The organism is Gilliamella sp. Lep-s35 (assembly GCF_009795845.1).
Lineage (GTDB): Bacteria > Pseudomonadota > Gammaproteobacteria > Enterobacterales > Orbaceae > Gilliamella.
The window spans coordinates 68735-81950 of record NZ_WTEX01000005.1; the positions used below are offsets into that span (position 1 = coordinate 68735).

Annotated in this window: 13 protein-coding genes; 4 read left to right on the forward strand and 9 right to left on the reverse strand. The window is 33.8% G+C overall.

The genetic code is table 11. The annotated features are described in order from the left end of the window. Nucleotides 1-184 precede the first annotated feature (184 nt). From GQ590_RS03625 to GQ590_RS03635, 3 genes are all read left to right on the forward strand, one after another. Nucleotides 185-1513, forward strand: a complete 1329-nt coding sequence (locus GQ590_RS03625) for a 6-phospho-alpha-glucosidase (RefSeq protein WP_065636619.1) — start codon at nt 185-187, stop codon at nt 1511-1513. Between the two features lie 123 nt (nt 1514-1636). Then, nucleotides 1637-3214, forward strand: coding sequence for an alpha-glucoside-specific PTS transporter subunit IIBC (locus GQ590_RS03630; protein ID WP_160406703.1), 1578 nt, complete (start codon nt 1637-1639; stop codon nt 3212-3214). A 631-nt stretch (nt 3215-3845) separates the two neighbouring features. Further along, nucleotides 3846-4508, forward strand: a complete 663-nt coding sequence (locus tag GQ590_RS03635; protein ID WP_160406706.1) for a MarC family NAAT transporter — start codon at nt 3846-3848, stop codon at nt 4506-4508. Nucleotides 4509-4532: 24 nt separating this feature from the next. Here GQ590_RS03635 and GQ590_RS03640 read toward each other — a convergent pair whose 3' ends face one another. From GQ590_RS03640 to GQ590_RS03660, 5 genes are all read right to left on the reverse strand, one after another. After that, nucleotides 4533-5225, reverse strand: a complete 693-nt coding sequence (locus GQ590_RS03640; RefSeq protein WP_160406709.1) for a DUF2461 domain-containing protein — start codon at nt 5223-5225, stop codon at nt 4533-4535. Between the two features lie 3 nt (nt 5226-5228). After that, complete coding sequence (kdsB, locus tag GQ590_RS03645) at nt 5229-5993, reverse strand: 3-deoxy-manno-octulosonate cytidylyltransferase (RefSeq protein ID WP_160406711.1); 765 nt, start codon at nt 5991-5993, stop codon at nt 5229-5231. 18 nt (nt 5994-6011) lie between these two features. Next, nucleotides 6012-6197: a Trm112 family protein gene (locus GQ590_RS03650; protein ID WP_065636623.1), complete on the reverse strand. Its 186-nt coding sequence runs from the start codon at nt 6195-6197 to the stop codon at nt 6012-6014. A 3-nt stretch (nt 6198-6200) separates the two neighbouring features. Then, on the reverse strand, nt 6201-7208 hold the full coding sequence (lpxK, locus tag GQ590_RS03655; RefSeq protein WP_160406714.1) for a tetraacyldisaccharide 4'-kinase: 1008 nt from the start codon (nt 7206-7208) through the stop codon (nt 6201-6203). Between the two features lie 100 nt (nt 7209-7308). Then, nucleotides 7309-9618: a DNA internalization-related competence protein ComEC/Rec2 gene (locus GQ590_RS03660; protein ID WP_160406718.1), complete on the reverse strand. Its 2310-nt coding sequence runs from the start codon at nt 9616-9618 to the stop codon at nt 7309-7311. Nucleotides 9619-9907: 289 nt separating this feature from the next. Here GQ590_RS03660 and ggt point away from each other — a divergent pair, with 289 nt between their 5' ends. Continuing rightward, a complete protein-coding gene (ggt, locus tag GQ590_RS03665; RefSeq protein ID WP_160406721.1) occupies nt 9908-11611 on the forward strand; it encodes a gamma-glutamyltransferase in 1704 nt (567 codons plus the stop codon). Nucleotides 11612-11664: 53 nt separating this feature from the next. Here ggt and rplI read toward each other — a convergent pair whose 3' ends face one another. The 4 genes from rplI to rpsF are packed head-to-tail and all read right to left on the reverse strand — an operon-like array spanning nt 11665 to nt 13044. Next, complete coding sequence (gene rplI / locus GQ590_RS03670; protein WP_160400066.1) at nt 11665-12114, reverse strand: 50S ribosomal protein L9; 450 nt, start codon at nt 12112-12114, stop codon at nt 11665-11667. A gap of 22 nt (nt 12115-12136) precedes the next feature. Then, complete coding sequence (gene rpsR / locus GQ590_RS03675; RefSeq protein ID WP_025314965.1) at nt 12137-12364, reverse strand: 30S ribosomal protein S18; 228 nt, start codon at nt 12362-12364, stop codon at nt 12137-12139. Between the two features lie 4 nt (nt 12365-12368). Beyond that, entirely contained in the window at nt 12369-12677 is a 309-nt protein-coding gene (gene priB, locus GQ590_RS03680; RefSeq protein ID WP_160406724.1) for a primosomal replication protein N, read from the reverse strand. Then, on the reverse strand, nt 12661-13044 hold the full coding sequence (rpsF, locus tag GQ590_RS03685) for a 30S ribosomal protein S6 (RefSeq protein WP_160406727.1): 384 nt from the start codon (nt 13042-13044) through the stop codon (nt 12661-12663). The genes priB and rpsF overlap by 17 nt, the downstream gene beginning before the upstream one ends. Nucleotides 13045-13216 lie beyond the last annotated feature (172 nt).

Below are 13216 nucleotides of genomic sequence, written 5' to 3' on the forward strand. Positions count from 1 at the left end.
AAAAATATTATTCTTTGAGCCTAACTATTATTGTTAAGTATCATTTATATGTCTATTTTCTGATACCGATAAAAATTTTGTGATCTTTTTCACATTAGTATTAAATAAGTATTATTTAATTTAATACTTATTGATAACATATAAATGTGTTTTTTATTCACAAATAGAGTTGAGGAAATTGGTTATGAAAAAGATTAATTTAACCGTTGTAGGTGCAGGTAGTACTTATACATTAGGTATTATGAGAAGTCTCGTTACAGAAAAACAAAATTTTCCGTTAAAACGCGTTGTTTTTTATGATATTGATGCAGCCCGTCAGGAGCTAAATGCCAAAGCAACTGAAATTATGTTTAAAGAACTTTATCCTGAAATTGAAGAGTTCATCTATACAACAGATAGAAAAATTGCTTTTGAAAACTCTGATTTCTTTTTTATGCAAATTCGTACCGGTGGTTTAAAAATGCGTGAGCGTGATGAACAAATCCCCTTATCTCACCAATGTGTAGGTCAAGAAACATGTGGTGCAGGTGGAATGGCTTACGGTTTGCGTTCCATAGGCGATATGATCGATCTTGTTCATGAAATTCGTTCATATAAAAAAGATGCTTGGATCTTAAACTATACTAACCCAGCTGCGATTGTTGCAGATGCCTTAAACCGAGAATTTCCTAATGATAATCGAATTTTAAATATTTGTGATATGCCTGCAGCAATCATGGTGAGCTACGCCAAATTACTTGGCTGTGAAATTTGGGATTTTGTACCGGAATACTTTGGTTTAAATCATTATGGTTGGTTTACTAAAATTAAAAATAAACAAGGCGAAGATTTAACTCAACGTATTAAAGATATTATTTTAAAAGAGGGGATTAAAGCAGTTGATTCAATTATTGCTAATGATCCTTCTTGGCAAGCAACGTTTAAAAACATGGAAACAATGTTAAGAGATAACCCTGAATTTTTGCCAAATACTTATTTACAATACTATTTATATCCAGAAAAAATGGTGAGTAAAGAAGATATTAATAATACGCGTGCGCGCCAAGTTATCAATGGGCGTGAAAAACAAGTATTTGAAATGTGTAAACGTATTATTGAAAAAAATTCTATTGTTGGTGAACAGCTTCATGATGATATTCATGGTCGTTATATGATTCGTGTTGCTGCATCACTAGCTTATAACAAAGGCGATATCTATCTTGTGATTGTTCCAAACAAAGGCATTATTAGCAACATACAAGATGATGCAATGGTTGAAGTGCCTTGTATGTTAACTTCTGATGGCCCTAAAGCGTTTGCTATTGGTAAGATTCCGACATTCCAAAAAGCGATGATAGAAATCCAATTAGGTTATGAAAAATTAGTCGTTGATGCTTGGTATGAAGGTTCTAAACAAAAATTAATCAATGCCTTAACGTTAAATAGAACTGTTGTTAACGTTCCAAAAGCAAAAGTAATTGTTGAAGAAATCTTAAACGAAAATAAAGACTATTTACCTCAGTTTTTTAAATAATTATTTTGTTTAACACGAATAATGCTAGCGTTTGAGTAAATGCAAACGTTTAGTGTTATTCACAAACATGTACAGAAATATTTAAGAATAACAAAATCATTATATTAATAAAAGGTTAATGTTATGAGAAATACAATTCAACGCTTTGGAGCAGCAATGTTTGTTCCTGTATTACTCTTTCCCGTTGCTGGTATCTTATTGGGATTGACTGTCGTTTTACTTAATCCTAATTTGTTTCCGTTTGCTGTAGAAGGATCCACTTATGTTAAAATTGTCAGTGTATTTCAAAAAGCATCCTTAGTTTTGTTTCAAAATATGCCAATGTTGTTTGCTTTAGGTTTGCCAATTGCATTAGCAAAAAAGGCATCAGGCCGAGCTGTATTAGCCGCTTTTATCTCTTATTTAACATTTAACTATTTTATTGCAGGAATACTTGATATTTGGAGTGAACAGTTAGGTATAAACTATCAAGTAGGGCAAACAGGATTAATTGAAATTAGTGGTGTATTAACATTAGATACTTCAATTGTTGGTTCAATTATGACAGCAGCTTTTACTGTTTGGATTCATAACCGTTATTTTGATTTACGTTTACCTGAATGGGCAAATGTATTTACAGGCACTCCATTAATCGTTATTATCTGTTTCCCTTTAATGTTGGTACTAGCTGTATTGACGGTATTGGTTTGGCCTCCTATTCAAAATGGTATTCAAAGTCTGCAAATTTTCATTTTAAATTCTGGTGCATTCGGTGTATGGCTATTTACTTTTTTAGAGCGCATTTTAATTCCTACAGGATTACATCATTTTGTTTATGGTCCAATCTATTTTGGTCCAATTGTTACCGATGGCGGTACAGTTAATTATTGGATTTCTCATATTTCTGAATTTGCTAATAGTACTAAATCATTAACTGAATTATTTCCTCAGGGTGGATTTATGTTAATTGGTATGGGGAAGGTATTTGGTTGCTCAGGTATTTCAATGGCTATTTATGCAACAGCAAAACCAGAAAATAAAAAAATGGTATTGGGACTATTAATTGGTGCAACAGTTACCGCTGTTTTGACAGGAATAACAGAGCCCATTGAATTTACATTCCTTTTTATTGCACCTATGTTATTTGTTGTTCATGCTTTTTTAGCAGCGTCAATGGCTGCAATTATGTATATGCTTGGTGTATCAGGAAATTTTTACTCAGGTATTATCGATTTTATCTTCCAAAACTGGTTACCTCTTGGGGAAAATCATTGGATGGCGTATGTTATTCAAGTTACTGTTGGTTTAACTTTTACAGCAATTTACTTTTTTGTGTTTAAATTCTTAATCCTTAAATTCAATCTTATGACGCCTGGCCGTTCAGATACTAATATTAAACTATTTACTAAATCAGATTACAAAAATAGTAAAAAGAATAAATCGCCAAATCAATCTGATACTGAATTTGAAACTAACGATTTGATAATTCAACAAGCAATTGCCTTTATTGAAGGATTAGGTGGTAAAGAAAATATTAGACAATTAACTAACTGTGCAACTCGTTTACGTATTGAAGTCAGTAATCCAGAATTAGTTCAGGAAGTGGCTTATTTTCAAAGTTATGGGGCAATAAATGTTGTATACAAAGGACAATCATTACAAATTATTGTTGGCTTAACTGTGCCTCAAGTTAGAGAAGAAATGAGTACGCGATTAAAATAAATCATGTCGATAAATTTTGTTAATAAGTAAACCATAAACCATTAATTGACGTGTTTAATCAATTCTAAAATAGAGATTATTTGTTATTTTGATTAAGCACGTAACTTATTAAAAAATAGAAATTTATTTTTGAATAATATATAGAAATTCTCTACATTGCTTTTAGTTATTTGAGCAACTCGGTAATAAATATCCATAAAAATAAAGTGATATCACAGACAAGAGATATGACGTTTATATCATAAAAAAATAGCCGCCCACATTTATTTTCTTGTAAAAAATATTCAGGAGTCTATACCGTTTAATTATTTTAAAAAATAAAAATTTGTTTTTACGTGTAATTGTGATGTGATTGATTAGTAAATATTTGAGGATTAAAAAAGTAGAAAGCAAAAGTTTAGTAATTTCGAGGAAAAATACATTATGAATTTATTTATAGGGTCTTCGAAAATTATTTTAATGATGTAGTTTTAACAGTACGGTATTTTTCTATACCTTATTTTTAATCTCAGTAATTGATTGTAACGCTTATTTATTACCCAATATTGGCTGTTAACTTACGCTCAATATATCATTTTTTATTTATTTCAATTATACTTAGCTACAATTTTTGTTAGATCTAAAAAAAGCTATGTTGGAACTGATACAAACTGTCGGCTTTGGTTTAATTCTATTTATTCCATTAACTAATCCTTTAACTACTGTGGTACTTTTATTGGGTCTATCGGGTGATATGACCAATGAAGAACGCAATTACCAATCAAAATTGACCTGTATTTATGTGTTTATAATTATGGTCGTGTCGTTTTATTGCGGACAGTTAGTTATGAGTACATTTGGCATATCAATCCCCGGATTACGCATTGCAGGCGGTATGATTGTTGGTATTATTGGCTTTAGAATGTTATTTCCACAACAACCATCACATAAAACCCTTGAAGCCGATGCTAAAAAGAAAGAAACCTCAAATAATATCGCTTTTGTGCCATTAGCCATGCCAAGTACAGCAGGGCCTGGAACGATTGCAATGATAATTAGTATGTCTTCAACAATAAAAAGTGGGGGCTATGACGTTTCTACTTGGGTTGTTTACGTCGCTTCAATATTAGTGCCTTTATTATTGTGTATTATTCTTTGGTTTTGTATGCGCAGTGCTGGCAGTATAATGCGCTTTATGGGAAAAAGTGGCATTGAGGCCACTTCAAGAATTATGGGCTTTTTATTAGTTTGTGTTGGAACACAATTTATAATTAATGGTGTGAAAGAAATTATATTAAATTTCCCTAATATCTAATATAAAAAGATAAACTCAATAAAGCTAAAGCATTGGTATATTTTTAATCATTTCCACTCGCATTAAATAATCGTAGAGTGGAACGAGCTGTTTAAATCCTTTAATTAATTTTTGGGGTAAGTCACTATCTAACACGTCTTCAATATGATTACTTGTTACCATAACTGCGAGGTTTTTTCGGTTATACCATGTTGCAATTTTGGCATCTTGCTCTTTGATTAAAGGACGTTTATAACTTTCCCCAACAAGTTCAAATGGTTTTTTGACACAACGTGTCATGGTTAAAAACTTGTTAGTATCGTTAAGAATCTCATCTCGAAAAATATCCATTGTTTGTTTTGATGAACAATAATAACCAAGTCCATATTGATAACTATTTGGACTAATTTCAAAAAAGTAAGCAGGTGCTTCTTTCCAATCTTTATTGGGTCGTTTAAATGTCAACCATAATCGGCTACGATAAAGTGATTTATCATTTGAAAAACGAGTGTCTCGATGTATGCGTGAAATCGTTTTACCAATAGCGGGGCGAGTTTCAAACCATTCATCAATTTTAAGCATTTCTGGTGCTAATTGTTCAACCAAAAGCCTAAATGGTTTAATTAAATCGTTATCATAAATAGCACGATGTTCTTCAAACCATGGTTTGCTGTTATTTATCCAAGCATCTTGTAAAAAATTAAGCCCTTCTTGCGTAAACCCAGTAAAGTTTGCCATTGCTTACTCCTTAAATAACGCTCTTACTTTTTCTAAATCTTCTAAAGTATCAACACCAATTGCAGGAGGTTGTTTTGCCACAGCGACATGAATCTTTTCACCGTACCAAAGTACTCTTAATTGTTCTAACATCTCAATTTGCTCAAGCGTTGATGGTGCCCATTTAATATATTGACGAATAAAGCCAGCACGATAAGCATAAATACCAATATGACGAAGATAAAAATCACCAATGCTAGACGGTTTTAACTGTTCAGCTGATTTCGCAAAACGATCGCGTTCCCAAGGAATGGTAGCCCTTGAAAAATAAAGCGCATAACCATCTTTATCTGTCACAACTTTAACAGCACCCGTATTAAATGCTTCTTCAACAGAATCAATTGGCACAGCTAACGTTGCCATTCCCGTTTTATATTGCACTAAATTTTCAGCCACTTGGTTAATAATGATAGGCGGTATTAAAGGTTCATCGCCTTGTACATTAACAATAATTTCATCATCTGCAAATTGATAAGTATTAATCACCTCAGCTAACCTTTCAGTACCTGAATTATGCTTATCACTTGTCAGAATAACTTCTCCACCATACGTTTTGACTACATCAAAAACTTGCTGATGATCGGTTGCAATGATCACTCGATTGGCTAAGGATTTTTTTGCTTGCTCCATTACACGCACAATCATAGGTTTTCCATGAATGTCCGCTAGCGGCTTAGCAGGTAAACGGCTTGAACCATATCTAGCAGGAATAATAACCGAAAAATTCATAACTAATATCCTATCTTTTTATTCTTGAGTAGATAATGGCTTATTAAGTGGCTGTGCTTCGCATTCAAGCAAAACAGGAATATTATCTTTTATGGTATAAACTAAATTATCCGCTAAACAAGTTAGCTGCTGATTATTGGCATCATACTGTAGTTGCCCATGGCATTTTGGACAAGCAAGTGCGCTCAAAAGGATTTCTTTCATATTTTATTCTCTTTGGGAGTTTATCTTATCTAATAAGGAACAGATCTGCTCAATTGCTTGCACGGGTATTACCGCATCAACGGGTAAATACCACCAATTTGGTTGAGCAAACTGCCTGCATTTAACCGCATCTTTTTCAGTCATTAAAAGAGTTTGGTTACAATTTGCAATATCGTTTAATAATGACAACGTAAATTTTTGATGATCGGCAAAAGGAACGGTTTTTATCACATTCGTTTGCATTTTTATCAACATATCAAAAAAACGGTTCGGATGACTAATACCAGCAATAGCACAAATATTTTGTAATGAAGATAATGGTTTTCTTTCTTGAGTAAGCAAATTTACCGCGTATCGTGGTGCTAATTGCATACTGTAGGCCTTATTTGGGTATTTTTGAGCTAGGTTATTTATACTGTCACCATTTATAATAATCAAATCAACTGATTTTAATCGACTTTCTCGCTCTCGCATTGGTCCTGCTGGCATCCACCATCCATTACCAAATAAACGTTTTCCATCAACGACCACCACTTCAATATCGCGCGATAATGCATAATGTTGCAAACCATCATCAGTTAAAATAACATCTAATTGATATTGCTTTAATAGTGCTTGAACAGCGTCAGAGCGGTGTGGAGATACAGCAATAGGCACATTAGTACGTTGATAAATAAGTACAGGTTCATCACCGGCTTGTTCGGTTGTTGTTGTTTTATCTAAAATAAGAGGATAATTGTCAGACTTACCACCATAGCCTCGCGAAACCACGCCAACTTGTAATCCTTTTTGTTTTAGTGATTCAATTAAACCAACAACTAGCGGTGTTTTACCATTACCACCAACGGATAAATTGCCAATAATAATAATAGGTACGGGTGAATGCCAAGATTTTAAAATACCTAATCGATATAAAGAGCGACGAACAAAAACAATCAAACCATATAATAAAGAAAATGGTATGAGTAACCAAAATAAACGATTTTTACCATACCATAGTTTTTCAATCATAACTTTAACATCACTCAATTAAATTTAGTAAAATTGCGTATAACTTAATGTTGATATCACAATTATAAAAATAGTCACTTATAACCAAAGATAGCTTATTTTACTCATAAATTGGTAAACTACCAAACCAATCATGATACCACCTAGGTTTAATTTCACCTCGCATAGTTTTTAGTTGCCAAGTTTGTTTATCAAAAAATAAACTTATTTGCCCTGTTTTAGCTGTAACAGAACTATTTAGTTGTAAATCTTGATACCTTTTTATTACTTTAGTGGAAGGCAGCTTCCAAGGATTATAACGAGAAGTAGAAACTAATAACTTTACTGGTTTAACATGATTTAAAAATGGATAACTTGATGAGGTATTACTACCGTGATGTGGCGCTTGTAAAATGGTTGAAGTTAGCTGGTTTCGGTATTTAGCCACTAATTGATACTCTTGATTGCGCTCTAAATCACCCGTTAATAATACAGAAAACTGTCCATCACTAATTTGCACTACACAAGCGTCTTCATTTTGAGCATAATCAACTAATTTATTAGGCCATAACACATTAAACGTTAGATCGTTCCAAATAAACTGATGACCGGCTAAACATGGATAGTCATTATTAAAACTAGAAGAAGAACTCATTAACCATGCTTTAGGATAAACACGTTGTAGCATATCCAAACCACCAACATGATCATTATGTTGATGGCTAATAATAATACCTTGTACATTTAAATTATGCCACTGTAAAAAAGGAATAATAACCCTTTCTACTGCTGAACTTTTTTCCCATTTAGTGCCTGTATCATACAAAATGGCTGACTTTCCGTCATGAATAACAATTGCCAACCCATGACCGACATCGAGCATATCTAACCGCCAGCGATAATTAGGTTTTTCAAAAATAGGCGTAATTAATAACATAAAAATAACAACAAGAGTAATGCTAAAACGGCGCCAAACTCCTGTGCGTATGATAACAACAGTAAGCCAACCTAAAAAACTTAACAAATAAAAATTGGCAGGAACTTTAAGCCATAGCAAATTGAACCAATTTAGACTAAAAAATAGCCACTCTAGTGATTTATCAGCAATCGACCAACACCATAATGCGATATAAAAACAGTCCATAAGACTAAATATCAACGCAAATAAAATAGCAGGAAAAGTGCATAACGAAATAATAGGGATGGCAATTAAATTAGTTAAAATAGAAACGACACTAACGCCCTGAAAAACAAAAAATTGAATAGGAAGCAATAACAAAGTTAAACCGAATTGCAAATGCAATAATCTAACCATGTACCAACGCTTTTTATACTTTATTTCTTGAGGTATTGGTAACCACTCAAATAAAAAAATTAAGCTAATTACTACATAACAAGACAACCAAAAACTTTCAGACAAAATTATCAATGGATCAAATAATAATAGCAATGCAATGATGCGGTTAATTTTTTGCCATGCGCTAATTTGATTTTTTTTATAACGCAAATAGATCCATATAGATAAAGCCAATATAGCTCGCAAAGTGGGGGGATTTAATCCAGTTAGCCATGCATAAAAAACTGCGGATAACCAACCGATTATAATAGGCACAAAAAAATAGATAAAACGTTTTGGGATAAAAAACAGAACAATCTTAACCAAAAAACAACTAAGCGTAAAAACGACTAAAATATGCATACCAGAGATTGCCATTAAATGAGCAACCCCGGTTTGCATCATCACCATACGATGGGATTCATCTAACTGAGAACGATCCCCAAACGCAAGCGCAAGCAATATGTCTCGATAATCAAACAAATCAATGTAAGGAAGTGCTAAATCAACAATAAATTGCCTTAAATTAGATTTGTCGTCTAACAATTTTGCATCAACTAACTTTGCTGACAATAAACTTCGGTTTGCTATCGAAAAGCGCTGGCTGTCAAATCCCCCTTCATTAAGATAACTATGCACCACTTTGGTTTTTAACGTTAATTGCCAAGTTTGCCCTGATTTTGGCGTTGCTAGGTTATCCCAATAAACTGAAATAGGAATATCATTAGAAAGCGTAACACCTGAAATAGAAAAAATAGAAAATGACAAATAATAAGGCGATATTGTAGCTGCTTTTTGATGGGTATTGATATTTACAACTTTTGCTTTAACCACTAACGTTTTATCAATATAAGGTGAAATATTGGTTAAATATTGCTTAGAATAAGCAACAGACCATAAAAAACTTAAACCAAATACAACAATAATAGATAAATTAAAGCGAAATTTAACTGGAACAACCAACATCAAAACAAGCAAAATAACAGCAATGAAATACCACTGAAGATCAGATAATAGATGTGGTAAAAACAGTAATGGTAAACACCCCAACGAAAACATGATAGCTAATAAATCAAGAGAATAAGATTGTCGCATTAGAGCCTAACATATTTATTTTATATAAATAATCAGCTTATCAGTTGATATCATAAAAAAAGAATTTTATTTGAATTTTTCGATCTAGCTTCCAATTTTATTATTAACCTAGAAAAAGTTTATAGTATTAGTATGCACGATTTTAGGTGAGTGATATTTGATCAACATTTTACTTTTCTATGTTATATTGAAGATTCCTCTTAACCTATCTATGTATGATTTATTAATATTTTTATGTATTTTGGGGTAAGTGGGTAAGATAAATAATACTTTTATTAGGAGGTGCAAAATGTTCTATCTTAAACGTAAGTTGATAAATTATTGCTACTTTATTGTATTTTTACTGATAAGCCAACAAGTACTTGCTGTTGAAAACATAAAACAAAAATTAAAAGCTAGTGCAGTTGCTTCGCCCGATTATTATGGTGCAATCGCTGCACAAGAAATATTGAAAAAAGGGGGCAATGCGGCTGATGCAGCAGTTGCTACCGCCTTTGCGCTTGCTGTGACTTATCCTGAAGCGGGTAACATTGGTGGCGGCGGTTTTATGACCCTTTGGATGGACGGTAAGCCTTATTTTATTGATTATCGTGAAGTTGCACCAAGTAAAGCTGATAAAGATATGTATCTTGATGAACATAAAAATGTGATCCCTAATTTAAGTTTATATTCTCACAAAGCATCGGGTGTTCCTGGAACTGTTGCTGGTATGTGGGCTGTGCATCAACGTTTTGGTAAATTATCTTGGAAAGAGGTTATGGCTCCTGCTATTTATTTTGCCAATGAAGGATTTACTGTAGATAAACAGCTAGTTAAACGTTATCAAGAAACATTAGAGGTGGCGCCTGCTAATGGTTACTTTAAGCAATACTTTGGTACTATGCAAGCAGGAAAGGTATTTAAACAACCTGAACTTGGCAAAGTATTAGAGCGTATTGCAAATCAAGGTAGTGACGGCTTTTATAAAGGCGAAACAGCTAAATTAATCGCCCAGCAAATGAAAGAAAATGATGGACTAATTAGCGAAAGTGATCTGGCCAATTATCAAGCTAAATGGCGAGATCCTTTAATTGCTAACTGGCATGATATGCAGATTGTTACTGCTCCACCGCCAAGCTCAGGAGGTGTTGGTTTAATTCAATTATTATTAATGAAACAATATTTAGCGAATGATTTCAAAGAGGTAAAAGTAAATTCAGCGCAATATATTCACTTGTTAGCAGAAATAGAAAAACGTGTTTTTGCCGATCGAGCCGAATATATGGGAGATCCTGATTTTATCTCTGTACCTGTCACTGAATTGATTGATACTAATTATTTAGCGCAGAGAGCGAAACAAGTTAATCCAAAAGCGATTTCTGTTACTGAACAAGTTAAACCGGGTTTAGATAATAATCGTGAAAAATTACAGACAACCCATTTTTCGATTTTGGATAAATGGGGTAATGCAGTGTCAAATACTTATACACTTAATGGTTGGTTTGGCTCCGCGGTTGTCGTAAAAGGAACAGGCATTATATTGAATAATGAAATGGATGATTTTAGTAGTAAACCAGGCGTGGCGAATCAATTTGGCGTGATTGGTAAAGATGCCAATGCGATCGAGCCTAATAAACGTCCGTTATCTTCAATGACGCCAAGTATTTTTATTAAAAATAACGATGTGGCTATGGTTATTGGTACACCGGGCGGCTCAAGAATTTTTACATCAATATTCCAAGTTGTCACTAATGTTTTTGATAATCATATGTCATTAAAAGCGGCAATGGATGCTCCGCGTTATCATCACCAACTATTACCGGCGAATCTTATTTTTATTGAACGTTTTCAAAATAAAGTACCCGAGGCGTTAAAAGACAAACTTAAACAGATGGGCTATCATTTTAAACAACAATATTTTAGTGGTGATATTCAAGCTATAAAAATAACTGATAATAAACCCGAAGCTGTATCAGATATTCGAGGTCGAGGTAAATCAATCATTGTAAAATAAATAATAAAAAACCCGTCACTTGAACGGGTTTTTTTGTATTTATTGTTGGATGATTATTCAGGAATAATATCAACAATAACTTTAGCAAATGCTTCGCTGTGTACTTGGAATAACACTTCGTGTTCACCAGTAGTACGTAATACACCATTTGGCAGGCGAACTTCGCTTTTTGATACTTGAATACCACGCGCTTTAACTGCATCAGCGATATCGCGAGTACCGATTGAACCAAATAATTTACCTTCATCACCAGCTTTAGAAGTAATAGTTACTTTACCAAGTGCATTGATTTGAGCAACGCGTTCTTCAGCTGCTTTTAAAGTTTCAGCAAGTTTTGCTTCTAGTTCAGCACGACGGGCTTCAAAGAATTCGATGTTCTTTTTAGTCGCTGCTACTGCTTTACCTTGTGGAATCAGAAAGTTACGCGCATAACCCGCTTTAACATTAACTTGATCACCTAAGCTGCCTAAATTAGCAACTTTGTCGAGTAAAATAATTTGCATTATATGTTCCCTCTGTTGCTAATTACTGATGGTTGTCAGTGTATGGTAATAATGCCAAGTAACGAGCGCGTTTAATTGCGCGAGCTAGTTGACGTTGGTATTTTGCGCTAGTACCTGTAATACGGCTTGGTACAATTTTACCACTTTCTGTGATATAGCTTTTTAATAAAGAAACATCTTTATAATCAATTTCTTTAACGCCTTCTGCAGTAAAACGGCAGAATTTGCGACGACGGAAATAACGTGCCATTTGGCTATTCTCCTAATAGTTTAATTTGGTCAGCATGTAAAACAAGTTGGCTTGTTTTGTTGCGTTTAGTGTGGGTGCTTATAAATCCACTCACTAAAATGTTGCTGCCTTTTTTTATGTAACTTAACTCATGTTGTCCACTGGCTATGACGGGCATGACGCACCATGCTTGCCTTGTGAGCTCTGCTTCAATTTGCTCAGAAACATGTTCTAAATAAAACTGGCAGTGTGATATCCCACTTGGACTGACTTTTCGTATCGGTGTTTTGATAACAATACCCGATAACGTTAAACGATTATTCTTCGGAATCATCGTCCATGTTTGTTTCGTTAAACTCTTCATCAGAGCTACGACGCTCATCTTTCGCTTTTAACATTGGTGAAGTTTCAGTTACAGCATGTTTAGTACGCATAATTAAACTGCGAATTACTGCATCATTAAAACGGAAGTTATCTTCAAGTTCGTTAACCGCTTCTTGAGTTGCTTCAACATTCATTAACACATAATGTGCTTTGTGCAGTTTTTCGATAGGATAGGCTAATTGGCGACGACCCCAATCTTCTAATCGATGGATTTTGCCACCATCAGTGGTTAACGTACCAGTATAACGTTCAATCATACCCGGTACTTGTTCACTTTGATCTGGGTGAACCATAAATACTATTTCGTAATGACGCATTATCGCTCCCTACGGATTAATCAGCTTTCTGTCGGGGCAACCGCAACCCATTGAAAGCAAGGAACATGAAAATAGGCGGTTGAAATCGACGGGGCATTATATATCAAGTTATTGGGTTTGACAAATGAATATGGCAAGATTCTTTGTAAGACAGTGTCACTTTTAGTTGATA

What these genes read in the sequence shown, in the direction of transcription:
- ggt (WP_160406721.1), top strand. Translation starts at nt 9,908, where the DNA reads ATGTTCTATCTTAAACGTAAGTTGATAAATTATTGCTACTTTATTGTA.
- rpsR (WP_025314965.1), bottom strand. Translation starts at nt 12,364, where the DNA reads ATGGCACGTTATTTCCGTCGTCGCAAATTCTGCCGTTTTACTGCAGAA.
- GQ590_RS03660 (WP_160406718.1), bottom strand. Translation starts at nt 9,618, where the DNA reads ATGCGACAATCTTATTCTCTTGATTTATTAGCTATCATGTTTTCGTTG.
- rpsF (WP_160406727.1), bottom strand. Translation starts at nt 13,044, where the DNA reads ATGCGTCATTACGAAATAGTATTTATGGTTCACCCAGATCAAAGTGAA.
- GQ590_RS03630 (WP_160406703.1), top strand. Translation starts at nt 1,637, where the DNA reads ATGAGAAATACAATTCAACGCTTTGGAGCAGCAATGTTTGTTCCTGTA.
- GQ590_RS03650 (WP_065636623.1), bottom strand. Translation starts at nt 6,197, where the DNA reads ATGAAAGAAATCCTTTTGAGCGCACTTGCTTGTCCAAAATGCCATGGG.
- GQ590_RS03640 (WP_160406709.1), bottom strand. Translation starts at nt 5,225, where the DNA reads ATGGCAAACTTTACTGGGTTTACGCAAGAAGGGCTTAATTTTTTACAA.
- lpxK (WP_160406714.1), bottom strand. Translation starts at nt 7,208, where the DNA reads ATGATTGAAAAACTATGGTATGGTAAAAATCGTTTATTTTGGTTACTC.
- priB (WP_160406724.1), bottom strand. Translation starts at nt 12,677, where the DNA reads ATGATTCCGAAGAATAATCGTTTAACGTTATCGGGTATTGTTATCAAA.
- GQ590_RS03635 (WP_160406706.1), top strand. Translation starts at nt 3,846, where the DNA reads ATGTTGGAACTGATACAAACTGTCGGCTTTGGTTTAATTCTATTTATT.
- rplI (WP_160400066.1), bottom strand. Translation starts at nt 12,114, where the DNA reads ATGCAAATTATTTTACTCGACAAAGTTGCTAATTTAGGCAGCTTAGGT.
- kdsB (WP_160406711.1), bottom strand. Translation starts at nt 5,993, where the DNA reads ATGAATTTTTCGGTTATTATTCCTGCTAGATATGGTTCAAGCCGTTTA.
- GQ590_RS03625 (WP_065636619.1), top strand. Translation starts at nt 185, where the DNA reads ATGAAAAAGATTAATTTAACCGTTGTAGGTGCAGGTAGTACTTATACA.